The following is a 24,345-nucleotide window of genomic DNA, read 5'->3' as shown; positions in this document are numbered from 1 at the left end:
GCCGGCGTCCGGCGTCCCCGGTATCCGGCGTCCCATGGTCCCGAAACGCAACCGGCCCGCCCATCGCTGGGCGGGCCGGCTTCGGCATCCGCTGGAACGCGACAGGGATCAGCGGGTCGGCAGCGGCTGATCCAGGATAGTCTGCCCGGTCTTGGCCCAGTCCGCAACGAACTGCGCCAGGCCCTTGTCGGTCAGCACATGACTGAACAGCTGACGGATGACGGAGGGCGGCATGGTGGCTACGTGGGCGCCCATCTTGGCCGACTGGGTGACGTGGATGGGATTGCGGATGGACGCGACCAGGACCTCGGTGGTGAAGTCCGGGTAGTTGTCATAGATGGTGACGATCTCTTCGATCAGGCTCAGGCCGTCCTGGCCCATGTCGTCCAGGCGGCCGACGAAGGGGGAGACGAAGGTGGCGCCGGCCTTGGCGGCCAGGATGGCCTGCGCGGCGGAGAAGCACAGGGTCACGTTGACCATGGTGCCTTCCTGGGACAGATGGTGGCAGACCTTCAGGCCGGCCGGGGTCAAGGGCACCTTCACCGCCACGTTGGGGGCGATCTTGGACAGGTGCTTGCCTTCCTTCAGCATGGTCTCGAAATCGGTCGAGGCGACTTCCGCGCTGACGGGGCCCTTCACCACGTCGCAGATCTCGGCGATCAGGTCGATGAAGCTGCTGTGACCGGACTTGGCGACCAGCGACGGGTTGGTGGTGACGCCGTCCAGCAAACCGGTGGAGGCCAGCTCGCGAATGTCGTTGATGTCGGCGGTATCGACGAAGAACTTCATGGGGGAACGCCCTCAGGATCTGGATCAAGGACCGGGGCCCGCCCCCGGGTTGGCCGGCACTCTAGCGGAGGGGGCGCCCGGGTGCACGGGCAGAAATGGCGGGGTGGGGGATGGGGGGCATGCGCGCTTGGTGGCGGCCATCACCCTATGGGACCATATAGGGAACAGTGGCGCCCAGGGGGCGCCCGGTGGTAACAGCAAGGCCATGGATCTGTTGACAGCAAGCGGCATGGAATCGGCGGTGCGGCGGGTGCGCGTCCTGCTGCCCTTGCCCCTGGCCAGCCCCTATGACTATCGCGTGCCCGACGGGATGGAGCTGGAGGCCGGCGCCTATGTCGAGGTGCCGCTGGGCCCGCGCCACGTCTTCGGCGTGGTCTGGGCCGTGGAGGGGGCAGGGGATAATTGGGACGCGGGCGTGGCGGCCAACCGCCTGAAGCCGGTCATCCGCCGTTTCGACCTGCCACCCATGCCCGAGGTGTCGCGGCGCTTTGTCGACTGGGTCGCGGCCTATACCCTGTCAGCACCCGGATCGGTGCTGCGCATGGCGGTCAGCGTCTCGGCCGCGCTGGAGGACCCCAAGCAGCTGCTGGCCTATCTGCCCTCCGGCGAATCGCCGCCGCCCGGCTTCAAGATGACGGACGCGCGCCGCCGCGTGCTGGCACTGATGGAGGAGGATGGGCCGCCGCGGACCCCGGCCGACCTGGCGCGCGACGCCGCCTGCGGCATCGGCGTCATCCGGGGCCTGGCCGAATCGGGCCTGCTGACGCCCGTGGCCCTGCGGGCCCAGCCGCGCCCGCCCATTCCCAACGCGGACATGGCCGGGCCGGAACTGTCGCCCGACCAGGCGGCGGCGGCCGGCGCCTTGCGCGCGGCGGTGGACGCCCGTGCCTATTCCGCCACCCTGGTCGATGGCGTCACCGGTTCCGGCAAGACCGAGGTCTATTTCGAGGCCATCGCCGCCTGCCTGCGCCAGGGGCGCCAGGCTCTGGTGCTGCTGCCGGAAATCGCCCTGTCCAGCCAGTGGCTGGACCGCTTCGCCCGGCGATTCGGCGTGCGGCCGGTGGAATGGCATTCGGATCTCGCCGGCGCCCACCGTCGCGCCGCCTGGCGGGCCATCGCCAATGGCGAGGCGCCGGTGGTGGTGGGCGCCCGCTCCGCCCTGTTCCTGCCCTATCCCGACCTGGGCCTGATCGTGGTGGATGAGGAGCACGAGGCCGCCTTCAAGCAGGAGGACGGCGTCATCTACCATGCCCGCGACATGGCGGTGGCGCGCGCCTTCCTCGGCGGCATCCCGGTGGCGCTGGTTTCCGCCACGCCGTCCTTGGAGACGCTGACCAACGCGGAGACGGGGCGCTACGGCCGCATCGACCTGCCGGCCCGCCACGGCGGCGCCAGCTTGCCCGATGTCACCCTGATCGACCTGCGCCGGCCAGACAGCCGGCCGCCGGCGCGCCATTGGCTATCCCCCATCCTGACGGAGGCGATGGCCGAGACGCTGGCGGCGGGGGAGCAGGGCATGCTGTTCCTGAACCGCCGGGGCTACGCGCCGCTGACCCTGTGCCGCAGCTGCGGCTTCCGCCTGCAATGCCCCAACTGCACCGCCTGGCTGGTGGAGCATCGCCTCAGCCGCCGGCTGCAATGCCATCATTGCGGCTACACCGACCGCCTGCCGGAAACCTGCCCCTCATGCGAGGCGGAGCATTCCTTCGTCGCCTGCGGTCCGGGCGTGGAGCGGGTGGCGGAGGAGGTGGCGCAGCTGTTCCCCGACGCGCGCGTGGCGCTGATGACCAGCGACACGCTGGTCGGCCCGCACGCCATCCAGACGGTGATCGAGGAGGTGCGGGCCCACAAGGTCGATATCCTGATCGGCACCCAGGTGATGGCCAAGGGCCACCATTTCCCCATGCTGACCCTGGTGGGGGTGGTGGATGGCGACCTGGGGCTGGGGGGTGGCGACCTGCGCGCGGCGGAGCGCACCTTCCAGATGCTGTACCAGGTGGCCGGCCGCGCGGGCCGCGAGAGCCGCCCGGGCCGCGTCTTCCTGCAAACCCATATGCCGGAGCATCCGGTGATGCAGGCGCTGGCCGCCCATGACCGCGACGCCTTCCTGGCGGCGGAGGCGGACCAACGCCGCGCCATGGACCTGCCGCCCTACGGCCGGCTGGCGGCCCTGATTATCTCTGGCGAGGATGAGCGCCAGGTGGACAAGCTGGCCCGCGACCTGGCCCGCGCGGCGCCGCAGGGCGACGACCTGCAGGTGCTGGGGCCGGCGCCCGCCCCCCTGGCCCTGCTGCGCGGCCGCCATCGCCGCCGCCTGCTGCTGAAGACGGCGCGCGGGGTGGCGGTGCAGCCGCTGCTGCAGTCCTGGCTGGGGTCCGTGCCCATCCCCGCGGCCGTGCGGGTGCAGGTGGACGTGGACCCCTACAGCTTCATGTAGGGGGAAGGCAGGCTTTCCGGCTATACCGGTCAGCTACACCAGCCAGCTACACCGGCCAGCTACACCAGAAGGACAGATGACGCGCCCCCGCGGGCTGCCGCATGGTCGCCACGATCGGCGTCATAATGTCGCTGGTACGACCACTATCGGTGACCTGCCGTCACCCAAGCATCGGAAGAAATGAGGGCCATCATGAAGCGCTCTTCCCGTCTCATCGCCGCCGCCGCGACCGCCGTCGTGGCCCTGGGCGCCACCCTGCCGGCCTGGGCCGACCCGCCGCCCTGGGCGGAGGCGTCCGGCTATCGCTATCGGGACCGGGATTGGCATGACGACCACCACGGGGATGACCGGCGGGGCGACGACCGGCGGGATGACGACCGCTGGCGGGATGACCATCGCGGGGACGACCATTGGCGCGACGACCGCCGGGGCCCGCCGCCCCGCTATGTCGATCGGCGGTCGCCGCATTATCGTGAGTTCTACGCCGCCGACGTGGGCATCGACGAAGGCCGTTGCGACCGTGGCACCGTCGGGCTGAACGTGGGCACGGTGGTGGGCGCCCTGTTGGGCGGCCTGGCCGGTTCGCAGTTCGGTCACGGCGGCGGCAAGGCCGCCATGACCGGTGCCGGCGTGCTGCTGGGCGCCCTGGCCGGCAACGCCGCCTTCAACAGCATGGACCAGAGTGACGAGGGCTGCTTCGCCCAGGCCATGGAAAAGGCGCCGGATGGCCAGCAAATCGTCTGGAACAACCCCGACAACGGCGCCCGCTACCAGATGACCCCGGTCAAGACCTGGCAGGAATCGGCTGACAACTACTGCCGCGAATACCAGAGCGTGGCCACGGTGGGCGGCCGCAAGCAGACCGTCACCGGCACCGCCTGCCGCCAGCCGGACGGTCAGTGGAAGATCGTGAATTGACGTTGGCGTAAGCTGGTTCAGGACCAATCAGCGGCATGAGGTCCATCCTCATGCCGCTGTAGGCTGCGACCGCAGCCGCCGCAGGTTTCCGGGGAGCGTCAGCGGACCGGAAGCCGAGGAAAGCCAAGTGGCCGGATGGCCGCGCCCGGCGCCTGAGGGCGAACGAAACCTCACGCGAACCCATGCCGCGTCAGCCACCGGCGGTACAGGTCGGGCCACGGTTCGGCGGGGCGGCCCGGCGTGTCGCGGATGGCGAAGCCGTGGCCGCCGGATTCGAAGATGTGCATCTCGGTCGCCACGTTCTGGCGGCGCAGGGCCTGGAACATGGCCAGGCTGTTGCCCACCGGCACGGCGTCGTCATCGGCGGCGTGGAACAGGAAGGTGGGGCAGGCGCCCGTCCGCACAATCTGATCCGGCGAATAGGCCCTTACCTGCTCGGCCGATGGGCTATTGCCCAGCAGGTGCTGACGCGACCCCGGATGTGTCAGCGACTCGTCCATCGAGATGACGGGATAGGCCAGGCAGGCCAGCTGGGGGCCGGCCGGCAGCTTGTCGGCCTCGTCCACGGGCGTGTACACGGCGGCGTCATGGCGGGTGAGCAGGCTGGCGGCCAGGTGGCCACCGGCGGAAAAGCCGATGATGCCGATGCGGCCGCCATCCACCGCCCAGGCCTTGGTCTTGGCGCGCAGCAGGCGCATGGCGCGCTGCGCATCCTGCAGCGGCACGTCCGCCCCGTTCTTCCAACCTTCCGCCGGCAGGCGATAGGTCAGGACGGCGGCGTGCAGGCCGGTGGCGTTCAGCCAGCGGGCAATCTCATAGCCTTCCTTGTCGAACCACACGCTGGAGTAGCCGCCGCCGGGGATGACCAGGATGGTGGCGCGCGGTCCTGGGCTGGCGCTGCGGAAGAAGGCCAGGGTGGGTGTGCCCACGCCGTCCGCCGAGCGGTCGGGCGGGCCGCCCGCGGACCCATGGTCGATGACCACGTCCTTCACGGTCACGCCCTCGCCCCCCGGCGGTGTGCCGGGCCACAGCGGCAGCAGCACGTCCGGGTCGCGATGCTGGCGCGAGAGGCGCACCAGGTCGGTGGCGGGCGTGCCGTCCGCCTTCGCGGATCGCGCCAGCACGGCGCCGGCCATGGCGGCCAGGGCCAGGCCGCGGCGGTTCAGGGTGAAGGTCATGGGGGCTGCCTCCCTCAAGGCTGTTCCGTTTCTGTTACCGGTAACTTAGCCGAGAGCGCCGCAAGATTGCCAGCCCGCGTCAGGTGCCGGCCACCGTCATGCCTTCCACCCGCAGGGTGGGGCTGTCGACGCCGTGGCGGAATTCCAGATCGTTGGCCGGCCGCAGGGTCAGGTACATGTCCTTCAGGTTGCCGGCGATGGTGACCTCAGCCACCGGGAAGGCGATCTTGCCGTCCTCGATCCAGAAGCCCGAGGCGCCCCGGCTATAGTCGCCGGTGATGCCGTTGACGCCGCTGCCCATCAGCGAGGTGACGTAGAAGCCCTGGCGGATGTCGGCCAGCAGCTGCTCCGGCGTTTCCTCGCCCGGCGCCAGGTAGACGTTGGTGGCGCTGGGGCCGGGCGGGCCGCCGGTGCCGCGCGCGGCATGGCCGGTGGAGGCCAGGCCCAGCTGGCGGGCGGACCGGCAGTCCATCAGCCAGGTGGTCAGCACGCCGCCGTCGATCAGGTTGCGGCGGGTGTTGGCCTGCCCCTCCGCGTCAAAAGGCTTGGAGCGCAGGCCCCGGCGGATGTGCGGGTCCTCGACGATGGTGATGCCGGGCGCGAACACCGCCTGGCCCATCTTATCCTTCAGGAAGCTGGTGCCCCGCGCGATGGCGGCGCCGGAGATGGCGCCCGTCAGGTGGCTGACCAGGCCGCCGGCCACGCGCGGGTCGAACACCACCGGCACGGCCTGGGTCGCCACCTTGCGCGGGTTCAGGCGGGCCACCACCCGCTCACCGGCGCGGCGGCCGATGATGACGGGCGACTCCAGGTCGCCGGCATAGATGGCGGAATGATAGTCGTAGTCCCGCTCCATGCCCATGCCGCTGCCGGCCAGGACGGAGACGGACAGGCTGCGGCGGCTGACGCTGTAGCCGCCGGAAAAGCCGTTGCTGGCGGCCAGCGTAACGGTGGAGCGCGACCAGCCGGCGTCCGCCCCCTCGGAATTGCTGACGCCGGGTACGGCCAGCGCCGTCTCCTCCAGCTCCGCGATCTGGGCCAGCAGGTCCTCGGCCACCGGTTCGGACGGGTCGCACAGGTCCAGGTCCGGCCAATCGCGGGCCAGGCTATCGGGATCGGCCAGGCCGCAGAACTCATCCTCCGGCACCAGGCGGGCCATGGCCACCGCCCGCTCCGCCAGTTCCTTCAGCAGCGCCGGGCTTCGGTCGGTGGAGGAAACGATGGCCTGGCGCTTGCCCACGAATACCCGCAAGCCCAGGTCGCCCGATTCGGCGCGCTGCACCTCCTCCGGCTTGCCCAGGCGCTGGCTCATGGACATGGCGGCGCTGTCCACCAGCAGGGCGTCGGCGGCATCCGCGCCGGCCCTGCGCGCCAGGGTCAGCAGGTCGTCCAGGATGCCGGCGGCGGTGGCGTCGGGGGGCAGGGGGGGCATGGGTGCGCAAGCTCCAGGCTTAGGTCACGGTCCCCCAAGGCGAACCAAAGGGGCAAGGCCACATGTGGGCATTCGACGCCAGCTTGCCAGGTGACGGGCCCCCGGGGGAAGCCTGACCTTGGATGAAGGCGTTGGCGGGTGAAGGCGTTGGCGCGATGGGAAAAGCCAGCGCATAGCCAGAAATGTTTCTGAAAGGTAACTGAAAGCACAATTGCAACGATTTGTTTCTTAGCCTATCAACAAGTGACATCCGTTTGTTACCGACCGGGTCTAGGTTCCCCAGGCCAATGCGCGAAGGCTGCCCCGCCTGACGCATTCGGTCGGTCGAATGGACTACTACGGGGATCTGCCGCCCCGGTTCGTTCGGTCAACCTTTCGGGTTTCTTCCCGGAAGTAGTCCATCAACCTTACAGGGCCCGGGCGCCAACCCCGCGGCCCTGTTTCTTTTCTGGTGTCGGCGATAGGGATTCCCCATGATAATGGACACGGCGCGGGTGACAGGCCCCCACAACTGAAACCGATTTCATAAACCAGGGATCGCCCTTGCCCTTCGACCTCACGGTGCTGACACCCCATCTGGACACGCTGTTGGCGGGCGCCTTGCTGACGGCGGGGGTGTGCGCGCTGGGCATCGCCGCGGCCTTCGCGCTGGCCACCGCGCTGGGGGTGCTGGCTGTGGGGGGCGGCTGGGCGGGGCGGCTGGCGCGGCTGTATGTCGATGTCTTCCGCAATGTGCCTTTCGTGGTGCAGGTCTTCTTCCTGTTCTACGGCCTGCCCGAGGTGGGCGTGTACATCGACGCCTTCTGGACCGGCGTGCTGGCGCTCGGCCTGGTGGGCGGTGCCTATGGCAGCGACGTGGTGCGCAGCGGCATCCTGGCGATCGAGCCAGGCGTGGTCGAGGCCGCGAAGGTCGGCGGCCTGTCCCGGCCCGCCATCATCCGCCGCATCGTTCTGCCCATCGCCCTGCGCACCGCCATCCGGCCCCTGGGTTCCGTCTTCGTGAACCTGGTGCTCAGCTCCTCCATCCTCTCCATGATTACGTTGGATGAGGTGACGGGCACGGCGCGGGGCGTGGCGTCGGAAACCTATCGCCCGTTCGAGGTCTACGCCTTCCTGCTGGCCGCCTACGCCGGCCTGACCTACGCCGTGTCCCTGGGCATCGATGCCTTGCACCGGCGCCTGAACCGGCATATGGCGGACAACGGGGCGGCCCGCGGGGCGGCCCCCGGGGCGATGGAGGGGACGGCCTGATGCGGCACGCCGGCTTCACCTGGCATGACGGCGCCTTGCTGGCCCAGGGCTTGGGCGTCAGCCTGGGCCTGTTCGCCGGCACCTTCCTCATCGGGTTGATCCTGGGATCGGGCGCGGCCGTGGTGCGCCACTTCCGTGTGCCGGCGCTGGGTACCCTGCTGCATACCGGCCTGGAACTGCTGCGCAATTCACCCGTGCTGGTGCAATTGTTCCTGGTCTTCTTCGGTGTGCCGGCCTTGATCCACCAGCCGCTGACGCCCGTCTTCGCCGCCGGCCTGACCCTGTCGGCCAACACGGCGGCCTTCGTCTATTTCATCGCCGTTGCCGGTCTGGACGCGGTGGGGCGGGACCAGGTGGAGGCCGCGCGCGCCTTCGGCCTCAGCCGGATCCAACTGGTGCGCCATATCCTGGGACCCCAGGCGCTCACCTTCGCGGTCGCGCCGCTGGTGGGCCTGGCGGTCAACCAGCTGCAGGTGACCTCCCTGGTTTCCGTCATCGGGGTGGTCGACCTGACCAAGGCCGGCGACATCCTGAACCTGCGCACCCTGCGTCCCTTCGCCGTGTGGGCCATGGTGGGCGTGCTGTATTTCGCTGCGGCCAAGACGTTGACGCTGCTGGGCAATCGCTGGGAGCGGCGGCTGCGCGCCCATGCCGCCCCGCTGGGCCTTTAGGGTGGGGGAGAGGGCTGGATGATAGCGGTGGAGGGCGTGGTCAAGCGCTTTGGCGCCCACACGGTGCTGGGCGGGGTCAGCCTGACGGTGGCGCCGGGGGAGGTGGTGACCATCCTGGGGTCCAGCGGGTCGGGCAAAAGCACGCTGATCCGCTGCATCAACGGGCTGGAGACGCTGGACGGCGGCCGCGTCACCGTGGATGGGCTGGACGTGGCCGATCCGCGCCAGCTGGCCCAGGCGCGCCGCCTGTCGGCCACCGTGTTCCAGCTGTTCAACCTCTACCCCCACATGACGGTGCTGCGGAACATCACACTGGCGCCGGAACTGGTGCTGAGGCGCCCCAAGAATGAGGTGGAGGCGCAGGCCCGCGCCCTGTTGGCCAGCGTGGGGCTGGCGGGCAAGGCCGACTCCTATCCGGGCCAGCTGTCGGGCGGGCAGCGCCAGCGCGTGGGCATCTGCCGGGCGCTGGCCATGAACCCGCGCTACCTGCTGCTGGATGAGGTGACCAGCGCGCTCGATCCGGAGATGACGGCCGAGGTGCTGGCCATCCTGGCCCGGCTCGCCACGCAAGGAACCACCATGCTGTTCGTGACGCATGAGGTGGAGTTCGCCCGGCGCATCTCCACCCGCATCGTCTTCCTGGACCAGGGGCGCCTGATCGTCGATCTGCCCACAGACCAGTTTTTCGCCGCGGACGGGGGCCTGGCCCATCCGCGCATCCGTCAATTCCTGTCCAAGATGGCGCCGTCAAGCACAGTGGCCGGCGCCCCCGTTTCCGAGATTCTCGCATGATTTTGATCGCAAATTCCGAGGCCTGGCCCGGGTTCCAGACCACCGTCGATCGCCTGAGGGCGGGGGAGCGGGGGCCCGACCCCCTGGTGGCCGGCATCGCGCGGGTGGAACGTGAGGCGACGGTGCGCAGCGTCGGCTACGGCGGATGGCCCAACATGCTGGGCGAGATGGAATTCGACGCCGGCGTCATGGATGGCGGCACCCGCCAGGTGGGTGCCGTCGGGGCGCTGCGCGATGTCATCCCGGCCAGTGCGGTGGCCCTGCAGGTCATGCGCCGCCTGCCGCACACCCTGCTGACCGGCGAGGGGGCCCGCCGCTTCGCCCTGGAGTGTGGGTTCGACGTGGAACCGACGCTGCTGGAGGAGTCGCGCCGGGTGTGGTGGGAGCGGCTGGAGAAGGAGCTGCCGCCCGGCGACCTCGCCGCCTTCCCCAACATCCCGCTGGCGCCGCTCAGCCGCGCCATCACCGATCCCGAGCGGGTGCGCGACACCACGGTCTTCCTGGGCCGGGATGCGGGCGGCGATCTGCACGCGGCCACCAGCACCTCGGGCTGGGCGTGGAAGTATCCCGGCCGTCTGGGCGATTCGCCCATCGCCGGTGCCGGTTTCTACGCCGATAGCCGCTTTGGCGCCGCCGCCTGCACCCATACGGGGGAGATGACGGTGCGCTGCGGTACCGCCCGCGCCATCGTCCTGGCCTTGCAAATGGGCAAATCCCTGCGTGAGGCGGTGGACCTGGCGGTGGCGGACCTGGCGGAACTGCGCGAGGGCTTTCTGGCCGGCGTGGTCATCCACGCGCTGGACGCCCACGGCAACCATGAGGTGGTCAGCTTTCGCTGCGGCCCCGCCATCCGCTACTGGTATTGGGATCCGTCGCTGTCCGCCCCTGAGGAACGCACCGCCCGCACGGTTTAAGGAATTCTCATGCTGCGTCAGCTGTTGCCCATGCTCGCCGCCTTCCTGCTCGTGACGCCCGCCTGGGCCGGCGAGCTGGAGGATATCCGCCAGCGCGGCGTGCTGCGCGTGGGGGTGTCGCTGGGTGGGGAACCCGTGGGCTTCCGCGACGACCGCAACGCGCCCGCCGGCTATGACGTCGACGTGGCCAAGCGCCTGGCGGACAAGCTGGGGGTGCGGGTGGAATACACCGACGTCTCCGGCGACGCCCGGGTCAGCATGCTGGTGTCGGGCCAGATCGATGTGGCGGTGGCCAATCTGACGGCCACGGCGGAACGCGCCAAGACCATCGCCTTCACCATCCCCTACAACCGCGCGGGCCTGCGCGTCATCGTCCAGAAAAGCGCCGGCATCGACCAGTTGTCGGATCTGGCGGGCAAGAGGGTGGTGGTGGGCCGCAGCACGACGGGGGAGGCCTTCCTGCGCCAGGCGGTGCCGGGGGCGAAGCTGGTCCACACCGATACCTTCGCGCCCGATGGTGTGCTGCTGCTGGTGCAGCGGCGGGTGGACGCCGGCATCGAGGATTCATCCATGATGGACTATCTGGCCAGCGTCTATCCCAGCTTGAAGATACTGCCCGACCTTTACTCCAACGCGCCCATCGCCATCGGCCTGGCCCAGGGCGATCCGGAATTCCTGCGTTGGCTGAACGGCTTCGTCGCCGACTACATCAGGTCCGGGGCGTATGAGGCGAACTACCGCAAATGGTGGGGCCGGGACGCGGCCGTTCCGGCGCTGTCGGCCGACTAGCCGATTAGCCGGTCAGCCGGGGATGGAAGCGCGTGGGCAGGGTCAGGGGCCAGGGGCCGGTGGCCGCACCGGTCAGCACGGCGATGACCGCCGCCACATAGGCCTGCTTGTCATAGCCGATGGAGGAAATGGGATAGGCGTCGAAATCCGTCAGCGACAGGTTGTCGAAGCCGTACAGGCGGGTGGTGGTGGCGCGGCCCTGGGGGAAGTCCGCCCGCAGGCGGTCCAGCACGCCCATGGCCATGGCGTCGGAGGTGCAGAAGATGGCGTCCGGCCGGGGGGTAAGCGCCAGTTCCTCCCCCGCCTTGTGGCCGCTGGCATAGGAATAGTCGCCCTGCAGGCTGGCCGTCAGCCGGATGCCCCGGGCCGCCAGGGCATCCTGGTACAAACGGATGCGCGCCTGCTCCAGAACGGACGTGAGGCGGCCCGTCACCAGGGCGGCGCTCCTCACCCCCTGGCGCGCCGCGTGGGTCACGGCCTCGGTGATGCCCACCCGCTCATCCGGGATGACGGCGGGGGAGTCGTCATCGCGCCGGCCGTTCAGCATCAGCACCTGGTCGCTGCGGAACAGCGTGCGGGCGGTGGCGGCGTCGGCGAAATCGGAAAAGACGATGGCGGCGTCGACGTGATAGGCGACGCCGGTGCGCAGGAAGGACTCCACCCGGTCGCTGGAGCCCACCCGGATGAAAATCACCTGCTTGCCTATGTTCTGCACGGCGGCCAGCAGGGGATCGAACAGATCCAGGTCGCTCAGGTCATGGATGTGGTTGACGACGACGGCCACCAAGTTGACGCTTTTGGTGGTCAGGCTGCGGGCCAGCAGGTTGGGGCGGAATCCCAGCTCCTGCGCCGCTTGCAGCACGCGCGCCTTTTTCTCCGCCGAGACGGGCCGCTGTTCGTCGGACAGCGCCCGGGACGCCACCGCCCGCGACACGCCGGCCCGTTCGGCCACGTCGCTGATGGTGGGGTTGGCCGGAAGGGGCGCGCACAGCTTGTCGGTCCCGGTCCCATCCATCCCAGCACTCCCCATATCTTTCCCAACGTCGGTAACGCGGCCGATATCTTTAAAACCGGGCGCATTAACGAAAGAAGATTTCAATCTTGATATACTGTTTCGATATCGGCGGGTCATACATTTCCCTGGGGACAGCCAGTACAGATGTCGCGGTCACAGGGGCGCTGGCCCGTGTCGGGCGGGTGCCCACACCGGCCCGGGACCGCGCCGCCTTTGTCCAGGCGCTGGCCGGCCTTATCGCCCAGGCGCCCGGACCCAAGGACGCGCCGGTGGCCCTGGCGCTGGCCGGTGATATCGATCCCGCGACGGGGCTGGCCAGTTGCGCCAACATCCCCTGCCTGACGGGCACGCCCCTGGTGGCCGACCTGAGCGCCGCGCTGGGCCGGCCGGTGGTGGTGGGCAACGACGCCGCCTGCTTCGTCCTGGCGGAGGCGACGGTGGGGGCGGCGCGCGGCCAGGGCGTGGTCTTCGGCATCATCCTGGGCACGGGCGTGGGCGGCGGCCTGGTGGTGGACGGCCGCCTGGTGCCGGGGGCCGGGGAATGGGGCCATGGGCCGGTGGTGAAGCAGGTGGCGGGCGATCCCAGCGTCACCCTGGCCCGTCTTCCCTGCGGCTGCGGCCAGGCGGGCTGCGTCGATACCATTGGCGGCGCCCGGGGGCTGGAGCGCTTGCACCACGCCCTGCACGGCGTGCGGCTGGACAGCCAGGCGCTGACGGCGGCGTGGCATGCCGGCGACCGCGACGCGACGCGCACCCTGGATATCTATGTCGACCTGGTGGCCGATCCGCTGGCGGTGGTGGTGAACGCCGTCGGCCCCGGCCTGGTGCCGGTGGGCGGCGGGCTGTCATCCGACGCCGCCCTCGTTTCGGCGTTGGACCGGGCGGTGCGGGCCCGTATCCTGCGCCGCACCGGGGGGCCGCTGCTGGTGCCCACGGCGTTGGGCGGGGCGGCTGGCATGGTGGGGGCGGCCATCCTGGGTGCCCGGTGGGCCGCCCGATGATTGGAACGGAACCGGTAGCGGAACAAGGCTTGAGGGGGACTGCGGCATGACCTGGGCGGAAACGAATCGCGTGCGGCTTGAGGTGTGCGTGGACAGCCCGGCGGGGGTGGCCGCCGCCATCAAGGGGGGGGCCGACCGGCTGGAACTGTGCGCCGCCCTGGTGGTGGGTGGCCTGACGCCGTCGCGCGGCCTGATGGCGCTGGCGGCGGCCTGCGGGCGGCCCGCCTACGCCATGATCCGTCCCCGGCCGGGCGACTTCGTCTATGGCCCCACCGACCTGGACGTCATGGGCGATGACATCGACACGGTGCGGGCCCTGGGCCTGCCCGGGGTGGTGCTGGGCGCCAGCCTGCCCAATGGCGAGCTGGACGCGGCCGCCCTATCCATCCTGGTGGACCGTGCCGGCGGCCTGGGCCTGACCCTGCATCGCGCCATCGACCTGACCCCCGACCCCATCGAGGCGCTGGACATCGCCATCGACCTGGGCTTCGAACGCGTGCTGACCTCCGGCTGCGCCCGCACGGCGGTGGAGGGGGCGGAGACCATCGCCGAACTGGTGGAGCATGCCCGGGGCCGCATCAGCATCATGGCCGGCAGCGGCGTCACCCCCGACAACGCCGTCGATCTTATCCGCCAGACCGGCGTCACCGAGGTCCATGCCTCCTGCGGCATGGCCCCGGCGGTGGTGGACCAGCACCTGCTGCACTTCGGCTTCGTCCAGCCCGGCGCGCGGGAGACGGACGCGGCGACGGTCATGTGGCTGGCGGCGGCGATCCGGGATATCTATTGACGGCGCCTTGTCCTTCCCGGCTCCGGGTGCGATCATGTCCATGGACATGAGGAGGATGGCGATGGCTGCCACGGCCCGATTGGTGGTCCAGATGACGCCGACGGAAAAGCGCCGGCTCACCGCCCAGGCCAAGCGGCTGGGCGTCTCCACGTCCGAATTCGTGCGCCGGCGGGTCGCCGAAGACGACCTGGCGGAGAATCGCGAGGAGATCGAGGCGCTGCTCGCCACCTTGGCGGACGCCGCTCCCCGCATCCTGGCCCGTCTGGACCGCTCCATCGTCGAGGCGGAGGCGGCGATTGAAGATGTGCGGGAGCGCCGCCCCTCACGAGTTTCGGCGAAAAGATCCTCGGTGGGCTACGCACCGTTGTCCTGATCGAGGAGCGGGTGCAGCGGTTGGACGGTACCGTTGCCGACCTGCGCCGGGAAACGACCAAGGCGATCGCCGATCATGAGCGTCGCCTCACCCGTCTTGAAACCATCGTCGAAATCGCCCGGCCTGATGGCGCCACTCTGCGCATCAGCCGCCAGCCGGAAAGCGACCACGGCGCTGGTGGCGGTTCAGGTGGCGACTAAGCGTCGTCGCGCGCTCACTTCCGCCAGATCGGCTTGCCACTGCCCGGCAGGCCGTAGCTGGCCCATTTGCGGCTGACCTCCTCCACCACGCCCTGGTCCATGGCGATCTTCTCGCCCCATTCGCGGTGGGTTTCGGGGGGCAGCTTGTTGGTGGCGTCCAGGCCGACCTTGCCACCCAGGCCCGAGTCGGGACTGGCGAAGTCCAGGTAGTCGATGGGCGTGCCCTCGATGACGGTGATGTCGCGCGCCGGGTCCATGCGGGTGGACACGGCCCACATCACGTCCTTCCAGTCGCGCGCGTTGATGTCGTCGTCCACGACGATCACCCACTTGGTGTACATGAACTGCCGCAGGAAGGACCACACGCCCATCATCACCCGCTTGGCGTGGCCCGGGTAGGCCTTGCGCATCGAGACGACGGCGATGCGGTAGGAACAACCCTCCGGCGGCAGCCAGAAATCGATGATTTCCGGGAACTGCTGGCGCAGCAGGGGGATGAAGACCTCGTTCAGGGATTCCCCCAGCACCGAGGGTTCATCCGGCGGCCGGCCGGTGAAGGTGGAGAGATAGATGGGGTCGCGGCGCATGGTGATGGCCGTGACCTGGAAGACGGGGAACTTTTCCACCGAGTTGTAATAGCCGGTGTGGTCGCCGTAGGGGCCCTCGTCCGCGTACTCGTCCAGCGAGACATAGCCCTCCAGGACGATCTCGGCCTGGGCCGGGACCTTCAGCGGCACGGTCTTGCAGTCGACCAGGTCCACCTTCTTGCCGCGCAGCATGCCGGCGAACTGGTACTCCGACAGCGTCTCCGGCACCGGGGTCACGGCGGCCAGGATGGTGCCGGGGTCGGCGCCCAGCACCACCGCGGCGGGTAGGGGCTCGCGCTTGCCGGCGGCCTTCCAGCGGTGATGGTGCTGGGCCCCGCCGCGATGCTTCAGCCAGCGCATGATGGTGCGGTCGCGGCCCAGCACCTGCATGCGGTAGATGCCCAGGTTGAAGCGGTCCTCCGCCAGGCCGTCCTTGTCGTTGGCGGTGGGCCCCTGCGTCACCACCAGCGGCCAAGTGATCAGCGGCGCCGGCTCGCCGGGCCAGCAGCCCTGGATGGGCAGGGATCCCAAGTCGATCTGGTCGCCGGTCAGCACCACCTCCTGGCAAGGGGCGCTGCCCACCGTGCGCGGGCGCATGGCCATCACGGTCTTCACCAGGGGCAGCATCTCCCACGCGTCGCGCAGGCCGCGCGGCGGCTCAGGCTGCTTCAGGAAGGCCAGCGTCTCCCCCACCTCGCGCAGCTCATGCGGCTCCCGGTCCATGCCCCAGGCCACCCGCTCCACCGTGCCGAACAGGTTGACCAGCACCGGCATCTCTGACCGGGTGCCATCCGCCTTGATGACGTTCTCGAAGATCACGGCGGGGCCGCCCTCGGCCAGCAGGCGGGTCTGGATCTCGGTCATCTCCAGCACGGTGGACACCGGGGTCTTGACCCGGACCAGGCGGCCCGACTGTTCCAGCCGGTCGATGAACTCACGCAGGGAGGCGTAGGGCATGGGAAATATCCAGGGTGGGAAGTCAGGCGGTAAAGGAGCGGATGCGGCCCGGTGAGGTCAAGCCTCCACCCGCCAGACGACGCTGTCGCGATGGGTGCGGTCCTCCAGCTCCAGCGTCGTCGGCACGCGGTACGTGGCTAGGGGAACCAGCCCGTCCTTCGGCAGGTATGTACGGCCGGGATCCCCCATCAGGATCACCAGCCCATCGCCGGCCAGGGCGCGCAGCCAGGCCATGACCCGCGCCGCCATCGGCTTCTCGTAACAGACGTCGCCCACCAGCACGACGTCGATGTCCGTCAGGGGCTGGCCCACCACGTCACGCTCCACCGCCGTCACCGCCACGCCGTTCAGCCGGGCGTTGAGGCCTATGGCGGCGATGGCGTAGGCGTCGATCTCCACTGCCTGGACGGAAGCCGCGCCCGCCTTGGCGGCGGCGATGGCGATCAGCCCGCTTCCGGCGGCGAAGTCCAGAACGCGGGCGCCGCGCACCAGCTCCGGATGGTCCAGCACATGGCGGGCGACGGCTTGGCCGCCGGCCCAGGGGAAGGCCCAGAAGGGCGGCGGCAGATCCTTGGCCGCCAGCGTCGCTTCCGTCGCCTGCCACAGGGGCGTGATCTCGCTGGCGGTCAGCAGCGTCAGTTCCGGCACCAGGGCCGGCGCCTCGGGGGCGGTGTTGGCGCGAATGAAAGCGGCGCGATCGATATCGCTCAAGACGCGGCCGCCATGCCCAGGATGATGCTGGCCAGGAACACCCAGCCGGCGACGCGGGCGGCACGGAAGGCGGCCAGGCTGTCGGCCGGGTCCTCGGGGCGCCACTGCCAGGCCTGGCGCAGCAGCATGCCGCCGGTCAGGACCACGCCCAGATAGGCTGCGGGGTGGATGCCGGCCGCCAGCAGGGCCAGGGCCCACAGCAGGGTGGCGCCGACATAGAAGCCCAGGATCCAGCGCTTGGAGGCGGCGCCTAAGCGCAGGGCGGTGGACTTCACGCCCACCTTCACGTCGTCCTCCCGGTCCTGGTGGGCGTAGATGGTGTCGTAGCCCAGGGTCCACAGGATGCCGCCGGCGTAGAGCAGCACGGGCGGCCAGGCGAGGTCGCCCCGCACCGCCACCCAGCCCAGCAGCGCGCCCCAGTTGAAGGTGAGCCCCAAGAAGGCCTGCGGCCACCAGGTGATGCGCTTCATCAGGGGATATGCGGCCACCAGCACCAGCGAGGCGGCGCCCATGACGATGGTGGCCCGGTTCATCTGCACCAGCACGGCCAAGCCCACCAGGCACTGGGCGATCAGGAAGGCGATGGCCTGGGGTACGCTGACGGCGCCGCTGGGGATGGGGCGCACGCGGGTGCGTTCCACCAGGGCGTCGAACTTGCGGTCGATGATATCGTTGATGGTGCAGCCGGCGCCACGCATGACGACGGAGCCCACGGCGAACAGCAGCATGAGCCACAGCCTGGGCAGGTGGCCGGGTTCCGCCGCCAGGGCGATGGACCACAGCCCCGGCAGCAGCAGCAGCCAGGTGCCGATGGGCCGGTCCAGCCGCGCCAGCCGGGCGTAGGGACGGGCGCGGGGCGGCAAATACCGGTCGATCCAGTCGCCGTGGCGGATGTCGGTATGGCCGGCGCCTAGGGTCTCGCTGGGCATGCGGGGAAGCCTTGTTCGGGTGTTTGCAGGGACCTTAGCGGGAACCCGGCCGTCAAGAAAGGGCGGCCGGTTACCCTTCGGGCGGACGGGCTGACCCTTGAAAAATGCTCGAGTGTTCAATGGTAGAATGGACAAAGGAATGATTGTTCCGCATCTAGACCTCTCCCGTTCCGCCTCCTTTCTCCGCGACCGATCCCATGGCCGACCGCCCCCGCACCCGCCTGCATGTCGACACGCCCTTGGCCGCCGGCCAGTCGGCGCCGCTGTCGGGCGACCAGGCGCACTATTTGCGTGGCGTGCTGCGCCAGGCGCCCGGTGACCGGCTGCTGGCCTTCAACGAGGCCGGTGGCGAATGGCTGGGGGAGATATCGGCGCTGACCAAGTCGGGCGGCACCATCACCTTGCTGGAACAGACCCGGGCGCCGGTGGCGGTGCCGGACGTCTGGCTGCTGTTCGCGCCGCTGAAGGGGGGCCGCACCGAGTACGTGGTGGAGAAGGCGACGGAGCTGGGCGTGGCCCGCCTCTGCCCCGTGCTGACCCGCCGGGGCGATGTGCCGCGGGTGAACCTGGACCGCCTGCGCGCCAACGCGGTGGAGGCGGCGGAACAGTGCGAGCGGCTATCCGTGCCCGTGGTCGATCCGCTGGCCGAGCTGTCGGCCGTTCTGGCCGGCTGGCCCGCCAACCCCCTGACCCGGGATCGCACCCTGTTCGTGGCGGCGGAGACGGGCGCGGCCCAGCCCCTGGCCACGGCTGTGACGGCGGCTACTGCGTCGGGGCGCCCGGCGGCGTTCCTTGTGGGACCGGAGGGGGGCCTCCATCCCGGTGAGCTTGACCAGCTTGCCAAAACACCTTTTGTTGTCCCGGTAGGACTGGGTCCACGCATTCTGCGGGCGGACACGGCCGCTTTCGCTGTGCTTGCCCTGTGGCAGGCGCTGGCGGGCGACTGGACCGCCGCCCCAGGGCAGGACGCGCGTCCGCCATTCCGTTGAATGCCAGCCTGTTCTTGGCCCCCGCCCGCGCCTTATACCCAAGCCTTGTAAAGAAGGACCGACCTGATGTCTGCGCCGCCGAAGAGCCCGGGTGCCCCCATCACCGACCGCCGCGAGCTGGTCGAATACCTGGAACAGGGCAACAAGCCGGCGGATGCCTGGCGCATCGGCACGGAACACGAGAAGTTCGCCTTCCGCCTGGGCGACAACCGCCCGCTGCCCTATGAGGGCGAGCAGGGCATCGGCCGCATCCTGTCCGAGATGGCGACCCGCTACGACTGGACCCCGGTCAAGGAGGGCGAGAACATCATCGCCCTGACCAAGGGCCAGGCCAGCATCACGCTGGAGCCGGGTGGGCAGTTCGAACTGTCCGGCGCGCCGCTCTGCACCATCCACCAGACCTGTGGCGAGGTGTCGGAGCACTTGGCCCAGGTGCGCGCCATCGGCGCCGACCTCGGCATCGGCATGATCGGCCTGGGCTTCAATCCCAAGTGGAAGCGGGAGGACATTCCGTGGATGCCCAAGGGCCGCTACCGCATCATGCGCGACTACATGCCCAAGAAGGGCACCATGGGCCTGGACATGATGACCCGCACGTCGACCGTGCAGGTCAACCTGGATTACAGCTCCGAAGCCGACATGGTGAAGAAGTTCCGGGTCAGCCTGGCGCTGCAACCCATCGCCACGGCCCTGTTCGCCAACAGCCCCTTCAAGGAAGGCAAGCCCAACGGCTTCCAGAGCCTGCGCAGCCATGTGTGGACGGATACCGACCCCGACCGCTGCGGCGACCTGCCCTTCGTGTTCGAGGACGGCTTCGGTTTCGAGCGCTACGCCGACCACGCGCTGGGCGTGCCCATGTACTTCGTCTATCGCGATGGCCAGTACATCGACGCCTCGGGCCAGGATTTCCGCGCCTTCCTCAAGGGTGAGCTGCCGGCCCTGCCGGGTGAGCGGCCGCTGATCACCGACTGGGTGGACCACCTGACCACCCTGTTCCCGGAGGTGAGGCTGAAGCGCTTCCTGGAGATGCGTGGCGCGGACGGTGGCCCGTGGGCCCGGCTGTGTGCCCTGCCGGCCCTGTGGGTGGGCCTGCTGTACGACACCACGGCGCTGGACGCCGCCTGGGACATGATCAAGGACTGGACGGAGGAGGAGCGGGCGCAGCTGCGCAACAACGTGCCCCGCCTGGGCCTCGACACGCCCTTCCGCAAGGGCACCGTCCTGGACCTCGCGCGCCAGACGGTGGCCATCTCGCGCAGCGGCCTGGACAACCGGGCGCGTCTGGCCGGCATGGGCGACAACGAAAGCCACTTCCTGGACGCGCTGCAGGCCATTGTGGACAGCGGCGTTTCGCCGGCCACGGAACTGCTGAACAAATTCAATGGGGAATGGGGCGGCGATATCGATCGCGTCTACGCGGAATACGCGTACTGAGGCCGGCCGTTCAACGGACCTTGGTGCCCCACGTGTTCTATTTGCCCCAGCTTCTGGCCGGGGATTCCTCCCCATTATCGGCGCCATCGGGCTTCCCCCGAAGACCGGTGGCGTCCTTCCTGCCGGTTGATCCCGAGGTCTTACGACCCGGGAACCCTGGTGCCCGACGGACGATTCAGCACGTCCTTGGGGTCGGCATGGCCGACGTCGTTGCAATTGCCGGCCAAGCGGCTGCCCGTGTTCACGCACCGCTGCTGGGTGGCGGCTTTGGGTGCGGCATTCGCCGTCTGGGCGGTATCCGGTTGGGTCTGGCAACCGGCTGCGAGCAAGGCGAGACCAAAAGTTGCTGCCAATAACTGATAGTTACGCATAAAAACTCCGTTTGATGTCAACGATGCAACAAATGGATTTATGCGCACTGCGGCGATGTGGGCAACCGGTCTTTTGACCGGAAGCGTTGCAAAATTGATACCGGTTTCCATCCAGCCCCGCGTCTGACGCATCCAGGCCGTAGGAATGGCTAAAATACGCAAAGATCTCCTAACGTGGCGGCATTCCGGACGGGTTTCACTTGGCGCCTTATTCGTCCGTGCTGCCCCCGGGTGCCGGGGCACGGACGGAGGAGGCGTCTGTCGATTCAGTCGCGGGTCGTGACACGGGCATGGGCACGCGCCAGCCAGACGGCGACCTCCTCGGTGATGTCATCCACCGAGGCCAAGGGGATGCGGTAAGTGATGCGGTCGCTGGCGTCGGCCGTCTTGACCGGTGTCAGGGGAACGGCGCTTGGGGGCAGGGGCTCCCGGCCCAAGGCCAGGCCCAGGTCGAGTCGGCCCTTACCCGCCGGCTTGGCTTCCGCGAACTTCAGCCCTGCGCTGAAGGACACCATGGTGGACAGCACGGTGTTGGTGACATCCGCGCCCAGGCCCAGGGCCAGGGCGGTCAGCCGGTCGCCGATGGGGCGCAGGGCTTCCCGCCCCTCATACAGCTTGTCCAGCCGCTGTTCCGGTGTCAGGTCATGGATGCCGCCCAGGGCGTGGGCCGCCAGCACCTGGGCGGTGGCGCCGCCCAGGCCGTGGGCCTGCTTCAGCCAGCGGGCGCAGGCCTTAGGCTCGGCCGGCCCGTCCGCCTTGATCAGGGCGGTCCAGGCGCCCGCGTCCCGGCCGGTCTTGGCCGGCAGGTTGCGCAGGATGGCGGCCATCATCTCGTCCGGGCTCTTGCCCATGGCCGCCCCCCTTTGGCGCCGCCCCATACCCAGTCTGGATCAGGCCGCCGTGCCGCCGACGGTCAGGCCGTCGATTCGCAGGGTGGGCTGGCCCACGCCCACCGGCACGCTCTGCCCCTGCTTGCCGCAGACGCCGATGCCTTCGTCCAGGCAGCTGTCATCGCCGATCATGGTGACCTTGGTCAGGGCGTCCGGGCCGTTGCCGATCAGGGTGGCGCCCTTCACCGATGGGCCGATCTTGCCGTCCTCGATCAGATAGGCTTCTGAGGCGGAGAAGACGAACTTGCCGGACACGATGTCCACTTGTCCGCCGCCGAAGTTCACGGCGTACAGCCCGCGCTTCACCGAGGCCAGGATCTCCTCCTTGGTTCGGTTGCCGGAGCGCATCATGGTGTTCGTCATGCGCGGCATGGGCACGCTGCTGAAGCCCTGGCGGCGGCCGTTGCCCGTGGGCTTCACCCCCATCAGGCGGGCGTTCATGCGGTCCTGCATGTAGCCGACCAGGATGCCGTCCTCGATCAGGGTGTTGCACTGGCTGGGCGTGCCCTCGTCATCCACGGTGATGGAACCACGCCGCCCCTCCAGCGTGCCGTCGTCCACCACGGTGACGCCGGGGGCGGCCACGCGCTGCCCGATGAGGGAGGAGAAGGCGGAGGTGGCCTTGCGGTTGAAGTCGCCCTCCAGCCCGTGGCCGATGGCCTCGTGCAGCAGCACGCCGCACCAGCCCGGCCCCAGCACCACGGGCATCTCGCCCGCCGGCGCTGGCACGGCGGCCAGGTTGACCAGGGCCTGGCGCAGGGCCTCGTCGACATGGTGGCGCCAGGTTTCCGGCTGCATGTAGCGCTCATAAGCCAGGCGGCCGCCGGCGCCGAAGCTGCCGGCCTCCATGCGGTCGCCCTCGCCGACGACGACGGAGACGTTCAGGCGCACCAGGGGGCGGATGTCGGCCACGCGGTGGCCGTCGGCGCGGATGATCTGCACGGCCTGCCACTCGCCGGTCAGGCTGGCGCTGACCTGGCGCACGCGCGGGTCGCGGCCCCGGGCATAGGCGTCGATGTCGGCCAGCAGCTTCACCTTGGCTTCGAACGGCACGATGGCCAAGGGGTTGTCGGCGGCGTAGAGGGCGCGGTTGGTGCCCACCGGCGGCTCGGCATAGGTGCCGCCATGGCCGGCCTGTACCGTGCGCACGGTGGCGGCCGCGCGCTTCAGCGCCTCCTCCGTCAGGGTGGAGGCATGGGCGAAGCCCGTGGTCTCCCCAGCGACGGAGCGCAGGCCGAAGCCCTGGGTGGTGTCGAAGCTGGCGCTCTTCAGCTTGCCGTCATCCCAGAACACGCCTTCGGACTGGGCGTACTCCAGAAACAGCTCGCCATCGTCGCCGCCCTTGAGCGCGTCGGCAACGATCGATTCGGTGCGCGCGCGGTCCAGTCCGGCCCGGGTGAAAAACAGATCGTCGGTCTGGGCGAGCAGGCTCATGGTCGCGAAACTCCAAGGAACGGGCCGAAAAGCCGGGGCGGCGGCGGGGCCGGCCGCCCCGGCGGGGCGTGTCCCCCATAACATGGCGCGTCGATGCCGCCATCGCCAGGGGAAAGGCCGCCCTTCGAAAGCAAGGGTGGATGGGATCGGGAATCCTCAAGCACGCCAAGGCTGTAGCGCCGGGCGGCTTTTGCGCCACCCTGGCGGGTCCGGCGGGCGGGTCTGTGCGCCCAACGGTATGCGCTGGGACGCGTTGTCCGCTTTACGTCAAGGATTGGGAACGTTATGGTCTGCCACGATGCAGGTGTCCCTTAACCATCGGGGGCGCTTGCGATGCTGGGTCTAAACTCCCGGACAGGTGCCCCGATAGCCGACGCCGTCGCCGCTTCGTCCCGCCGCAACGGGAGGTGGGGGAGGGGGCAGGTCGATCAAGGACGGGCCCCCATAATAAACGGGAGGATGGGACGGCATCCCGCGTTCGGTGCGGCGCCTGAACAGGGGGCGTGTGGGCCGGCGTGGGTCACCAGGACAATCTTCGGGTGGGACGTGTCGCGCGTCCCCGGCAACGAGAGAGTGGTAAGGGATGTCCGTACGCAAGAACGCCGCCGCCTTCGCGGCCCTTTTGACGGCCCTGGCGGGGCGCGCTTCGGTGGCGCTGGCCGACCCGGTGGTGAGCCTGCCCGAGGCGGGCAAGCTGGGCATGCAGCATGCCTACTCGCCCGTGGCGGTGCAGCTGGAGAATTTCCACACCCTGCTGCTCTACATCATCATCGGCATCGTCGCCTTCGTGTCGCTGCTGCTGCTGACGGTGATGGTGCGCTTCAACAGGCGCGCGAACCCCGTCCCGTCCAAGACCAGCCACCACACCCTGCTGGAGGTGGCGTGGACCGTGGTGCCGGTGCTGATCCTGGTGATCGTGGCCGTGCCGTCCTTCCGCGTCCTCTACTACGGCGACCGCACGCCCAATCCCGAGATGACGGTGAAGATCACCGGCCACCAGTGGTACTGGTCCTACGAATACCCGGACAACAACGACATCTCCTTCGACAGCAACATCGTCTCCGATAGCGACCTGAAGCCGGGCCAGCCCCGCCTGCTGACGGTGGACAACGAGATGGTGGTGCCCGTGGGCACGCCCGTCCGCCTGCTGCTGACCGGTGCGGACGTCATCCACTCCTGGTACGTGCCCTCGCTGGGCGTGCAACTGCACGCCGTGCCCGGCCGCATCAACGAGACCTGGCTGCAGGCCAGCACCGAAGGCACCTTCTACGGCCAGTGCACCCTGATCTGCGGCACCAACCACGGCTTCATGCCCATCGTCGTCCATGCAGTCAGCAAGGAGGACTACAAGGCCTGGGCCGAGAAGACCAAGACCGCCGGCATCGACGCGGGCCGCGAATTCCTCGCGTCTCTCGAAGCAGCGAAAGGGGCCACCAAGACCGCCCTGGCGACGGACAATGGCGCCGCGCGCTGAGTTGGCCCCGTCTGACATT

The 24,345-nt window shown here is 69.4% G+C and carries 24 protein-coding genes; 14 read left to right on the top strand and 10 right to left on the bottom strand.

The features are described from left to right. Nucleotides 1-108: 108 nt before the first annotated feature. A complete protein-coding gene (fsa, locus tag FBZ89_RS10855; RefSeq protein WP_145749995.1) occupies nt 109-789 on the bottom strand; it encodes a fructose-6-phosphate aldolase in 681 nt (226 codons plus the stop codon). A gap of 205 nt (nt 790-994) precedes the next feature. Between fsa and FBZ89_RS10850 the strand changes: the two genes are divergently transcribed. Both FBZ89_RS10850 and FBZ89_RS31915 read left to right on the top strand, forming a co-directional pair. Next, a complete protein-coding gene (locus tag FBZ89_RS10850; protein ID WP_145749994.1) occupies nt 995-3,226 on the top strand; it encodes a primosomal protein N' in 2,232 nt (743 codons plus the stop codon). 192 nt (nt 3,227-3,418) lie between these two features. Further along, nucleotides 3,419-4,144: an RT0821/Lpp0805 family surface protein gene (locus tag FBZ89_RS31915; RefSeq protein WP_145749993.1), complete on the top strand. Its 726-nt coding sequence runs from the start codon at nt 3,419-3,421 to the stop codon at nt 4,142-4,144. Nucleotides 4,145-4,314: 170 nt separating this feature from the next. Here FBZ89_RS31915 and FBZ89_RS10840 read toward each other — a convergent pair whose 3' ends face one another. Together FBZ89_RS10840 and FBZ89_RS10835 are read right to left on the bottom strand one after the other, a co-directional pair. Next, nucleotides 4,315-5,322, bottom strand: a complete 1,008-nt coding sequence (locus tag FBZ89_RS10840; protein WP_211115188.1) for an alpha/beta hydrolase — start codon at nt 5,320-5,322, stop codon at nt 4,315-4,317. 79 nt (nt 5,323-5,401) lie between these two features. Continuing rightward, on the bottom strand, nt 5,402-6,754 hold the full coding sequence (locus FBZ89_RS10835) for a TldD/PmbA family protein (RefSeq protein ID WP_145749992.1): 1,353 nt from the start codon (nt 6,752-6,754) through the stop codon (nt 5,402-5,404). A gap of 543 nt (nt 6,755-7,297) precedes the next feature. Here FBZ89_RS10835 and FBZ89_RS10830 point away from each other — a divergent pair. From FBZ89_RS10830 to FBZ89_RS10810, 5 genes are read left to right on the top strand one after another with little or no spacing between them, the layout of a single operon-like run. Continuing rightward, nucleotides 7,298-8,005, top strand: a complete 708-nt coding sequence (locus FBZ89_RS10830; protein WP_145749991.1) for an amino acid ABC transporter permease — start codon at nt 7,298-7,300, stop codon at nt 8,003-8,005. After that, nucleotides 8,005-8,676 carry an amino acid ABC transporter permease gene (locus tag FBZ89_RS10825; protein WP_145749990.1) on the top strand — a complete coding sequence of 224 codons (672 nt, stop codon included), beginning with the start codon at nt 8,005-8,007 and terminating at the stop codon, nt 8,674-8,676. The genes FBZ89_RS10830 and FBZ89_RS10825 overlap by 1 nt, the downstream gene beginning before the upstream one ends. An 18-nt stretch (nt 8,677-8,694) precedes the next feature. Further along, entirely contained in the window at nt 8,695-9,468 is a 774-nt protein-coding gene (locus FBZ89_RS10820; RefSeq protein WP_145749989.1) for an amino acid ABC transporter ATP-binding protein, read from the top strand. Next, a complete protein-coding gene (locus FBZ89_RS10815) occupies nt 9,465-10,382 on the top strand; it encodes a glycosylasparaginase (RefSeq protein WP_145749988.1) in 918 nt (305 codons plus the stop codon). Before FBZ89_RS10820 ends, FBZ89_RS10815 begins: the two co-directional genes overlap by 4 nt. 9 nt (nt 10,383-10,391) lie before the next feature. Next, the gene (locus tag FBZ89_RS10810; RefSeq protein WP_145749987.1) at nt 10,392-11,171 is read left to right on the top strand and encodes a transporter substrate-binding domain-containing protein; all 780 of its coding nucleotides are present in this window, start codon (nt 10,392-10,394) and stop codon (nt 11,169-11,171) included. 4 nt (nt 11,172-11,175) lie between these two features. Here FBZ89_RS10810 and FBZ89_RS10805 read toward each other — a convergent pair whose 3' ends face one another. Continuing rightward, nucleotides 11,176-12,186, bottom strand: a complete 1,011-nt coding sequence (locus tag FBZ89_RS10805) for a LacI family DNA-binding transcriptional regulator (RefSeq protein ID WP_145749986.1) — start codon at nt 12,184-12,186, stop codon at nt 11,176-11,178. Nucleotides 12,187-12,272: 86 nt separating this feature from the next. Between FBZ89_RS10805 and FBZ89_RS10800 the strand changes: the two genes are divergently transcribed. From FBZ89_RS10800 to FBZ89_RS10785, 4 genes are all read left to right on the top strand, one after another. Then, nucleotides 12,273-13,187, top strand: coding sequence for an ROK family protein (locus FBZ89_RS10800; RefSeq protein ID WP_145749985.1), 915 nt, complete (start codon nt 12,273-12,275; stop codon nt 13,185-13,187). Nucleotides 13,188-13,233: 46 nt separating this feature from the next. Then, the gene (locus FBZ89_RS10795) at nt 13,234-13,977 is read left to right on the top strand and encodes a copper homeostasis protein CutC (RefSeq protein WP_145749984.1); all 744 of its coding nucleotides are present in this window, start codon (nt 13,234-13,236) and stop codon (nt 13,975-13,977) included. A 61-nt stretch (nt 13,978-14,038) separates the two neighbouring features. Further along, nucleotides 14,039-14,350, top strand: a complete 312-nt coding sequence (locus tag FBZ89_RS10790) for a plasmid mobilization protein (RefSeq protein ID WP_145749983.1) — start codon at nt 14,039-14,041, stop codon at nt 14,348-14,350. Nucleotides 14,351-14,370: 20 nt separating this feature from the next. After that, nucleotides 14,371-14,550, top strand: coding sequence for a hypothetical protein (locus FBZ89_RS10785; protein ID WP_145749982.1), 180 nt, complete (start codon nt 14,371-14,373; stop codon nt 14,548-14,550). A 14-nt stretch (nt 14,551-14,564) separates the two neighbouring features. Here FBZ89_RS10785 and FBZ89_RS10780 read toward each other — a convergent pair whose 3' ends face one another. From FBZ89_RS10780 to ubiA, 3 genes are read right to left on the bottom strand one after another with little or no spacing between them, the layout of a single operon-like run. Next, nucleotides 14,565-16,094 (bottom strand): UbiD family decarboxylase, encoded by a 1,530-nt coding sequence (locus FBZ89_RS10780; protein WP_145749981.1) that lies wholly within the window; start codon nt 16,092-16,094, stop codon nt 14,565-14,567. A 57-nt stretch (nt 16,095-16,151) separates the two neighbouring features. Continuing rightward, nucleotides 16,152-16,805: a class I SAM-dependent methyltransferase gene (locus FBZ89_RS10775; protein ID WP_145749980.1), complete on the bottom strand. Its 654-nt coding sequence runs from the start codon at nt 16,803-16,805 to the stop codon at nt 16,152-16,154. After that, nucleotides 16,802-17,734 carry a 4-hydroxybenzoate octaprenyltransferase gene (ubiA, locus tag FBZ89_RS10770; protein WP_145749979.1) on the bottom strand — a complete coding sequence of 311 codons (933 nt, stop codon included), beginning with the start codon at nt 17,732-17,734 and terminating at the stop codon, nt 16,802-16,804. The genes FBZ89_RS10775 and ubiA overlap by 4 nt, the downstream gene beginning before the upstream one ends. A gap of 197 nt (nt 17,735-17,931) precedes the next feature. Here ubiA and FBZ89_RS10765 point away from each other — a divergent pair, with 197 nt between their 5' ends. Both FBZ89_RS10765 and FBZ89_RS10760 read left to right on the top strand, forming a co-directional pair. Next, nucleotides 17,932-18,723 carry a 16S rRNA (uracil(1498)-N(3))-methyltransferase gene (locus tag FBZ89_RS10765; RefSeq protein WP_145749978.1) on the top strand — a complete coding sequence of 264 codons (792 nt, stop codon included), beginning with the start codon at nt 17,932-17,934 and terminating at the stop codon, nt 18,721-18,723. Nucleotides 18,724-18,789: 66 nt separating this feature from the next. Continuing rightward, a complete protein-coding gene (locus FBZ89_RS10760) occupies nt 18,790-20,157 on the top strand; it encodes a glutamate--cysteine ligase (protein ID WP_145749977.1) in 1,368 nt (455 codons plus the stop codon). Nucleotides 20,158-20,297: 140 nt separating this feature from the next. On the opposite strand, the gene FBZ89_RS10755 is transcribed toward FBZ89_RS10760, so the two are convergent. From FBZ89_RS10755 to tldD, 3 genes are all read right to left on the bottom strand, one after another. After that, on the bottom strand, nt 20,298-20,639 hold the full coding sequence (locus FBZ89_RS10755) for a hypothetical protein (protein WP_145749976.1): 342 nt from the start codon (nt 20,637-20,639) through the stop codon (nt 20,298-20,300). Nucleotides 20,640-20,794: 155 nt separating this feature from the next. Further along, nucleotides 20,795-21,379 (bottom strand): DUF5655 domain-containing protein, encoded by a 585-nt coding sequence (locus FBZ89_RS10750; RefSeq protein WP_186457296.1) that lies wholly within the window; start codon nt 21,377-21,379, stop codon nt 20,795-20,797. A 39-nt stretch (nt 21,380-21,418) separates the two neighbouring features. Beyond that, complete coding sequence (tldD, locus tag FBZ89_RS10745; protein ID WP_145749974.1) at nt 21,419-22,852, bottom strand: metalloprotease TldD; 1,434 nt, start codon at nt 22,850-22,852, stop codon at nt 21,419-21,421. Between the two features lie 583 nt (nt 22,853-23,435). On the opposite strand from tldD, the gene coxB reads away from it, so the two are divergent. Continuing rightward, nucleotides 23,436-24,326 carry a cytochrome c oxidase subunit II gene (gene coxB, locus FBZ89_RS10740; protein ID WP_145749973.1) on the top strand — a complete coding sequence of 297 codons (891 nt, stop codon included), beginning with the start codon at nt 23,436-23,438 and terminating at the stop codon, nt 24,324-24,326. The last annotated feature ends 19 nt before the right edge of the window (nt 24,327-24,345 follow it).

This window comes from Nitrospirillum amazonense (assembly GCF_007828045.1).
In the GTDB taxonomy this organism is placed as follows: domain Bacteria; phylum Pseudomonadota; class Alphaproteobacteria; order Azospirillales; family Azospirillaceae; genus Nitrospirillum; species Nitrospirillum amazonense_C.
The sequence above is the reverse complement of the archived record's forward strand: the minus strand, read 5'-3'. Positions and strand labels throughout refer to the sequence as shown.

Coding starts and splice junctions, on each gene's coding strand:
- FBZ89_RS10825 (WP_145749990.1), top strand. CDS start 8,005: ATGCGGCACGCCGGCTTCACCTGGCATGACGGCGCCTTGCTGGCCCAG.
- FBZ89_RS10795 (WP_145749984.1), top strand. CDS start 13,234: ATGACCTGGGCGGAAACGAATCGCGTGCGGCTTGAGGTGTGCGTGGAC.
- FBZ89_RS10810 (WP_145749987.1), top strand. CDS start 10,392: ATGCTGCGTCAGCTGTTGCCCATGCTCGCCGCCTTCCTGCTCGTGACG.
- FBZ89_RS10835 (WP_145749992.1), bottom strand. CDS start 6,754: ATGCCCCCCCTGCCCCCCGACGCCACCGCCGCCGGCATCCTGGACGAC.
- FBZ89_RS10840 (WP_211115188.1), bottom strand. CDS start 5,322: ATGACCTTCACCCTGAACCGCCGCGGCCTGGCCCTGGCCGCCATGGCC.
- FBZ89_RS10815 (WP_145749988.1), top strand. CDS start 9,465: ATGATTTTGATCGCAAATTCCGAGGCCTGGCCCGGGTTCCAGACCACC.
- FBZ89_RS10850 (WP_145749994.1), top strand. CDS start 995: ATGGATCTGTTGACAGCAAGCGGCATGGAATCGGCGGTGCGGCGGGTG.
- tldD (WP_145749974.1), bottom strand. CDS start 22,852: ATGAGCCTGCTCGCCCAGACCGACGATCTGTTTTTCACCCGGGCCGGA.
- FBZ89_RS10765 (WP_145749978.1), top strand. CDS start 17,932: ATGGCCGACCGCCCCCGCACCCGCCTGCATGTCGACACGCCCTTGGCC.
- FBZ89_RS10805 (WP_145749986.1), bottom strand. CDS start 12,186: ATGGATGGGACCGGGACCGACAAGCTGTGCGCGCCCCTTCCGGCCAAC.
- coxB (WP_145749973.1), top strand. CDS start 23,436: ATGTCCGTACGCAAGAACGCCGCCGCCTTCGCGGCCCTTTTGACGGCC.
- FBZ89_RS31915 (WP_145749993.1), top strand. CDS start 3,419: ATGAAGCGCTCTTCCCGTCTCATCGCCGCCGCCGCGACCGCCGTCGTG.
- FBZ89_RS10820 (WP_145749989.1), top strand. CDS start 8,695: ATGATAGCGGTGGAGGGCGTGGTCAAGCGCTTTGGCGCCCACACGGTG.
- FBZ89_RS10760 (WP_145749977.1), top strand. CDS start 18,790: ATGTCTGCGCCGCCGAAGAGCCCGGGTGCCCCCATCACCGACCGCCGC.
- ubiA (WP_145749979.1), bottom strand. CDS start 17,734: ATGCCCAGCGAGACCCTAGGCGCCGGCCATACCGACATCCGCCACGGC.
- fsa (WP_145749995.1), bottom strand. CDS start 789: ATGAAGTTCTTCGTCGATACCGCCGACATCAACGACATTCGCGAGCTG.
- FBZ89_RS10790 (WP_145749983.1), top strand. CDS start 14,039: ATGGCTGCCACGGCCCGATTGGTGGTCCAGATGACGCCGACGGAAAAG.
- FBZ89_RS10780 (WP_145749981.1), bottom strand. CDS start 16,094: ATGCCCTACGCCTCCCTGCGTGAGTTCATCGACCGGCTGGAACAGTCG.
- FBZ89_RS10755 (WP_145749976.1), bottom strand. CDS start 20,639: ATGGAAACCGGTATCAATTTTGCAACGCTTCCGGTCAAAAGACCGGTT.
- FBZ89_RS10750 (WP_186457296.1), bottom strand. CDS start 21,379: ATGGGCAAGAGCCCGGACGAGATGATGGCCGCCATCCTGCGCAACCTG.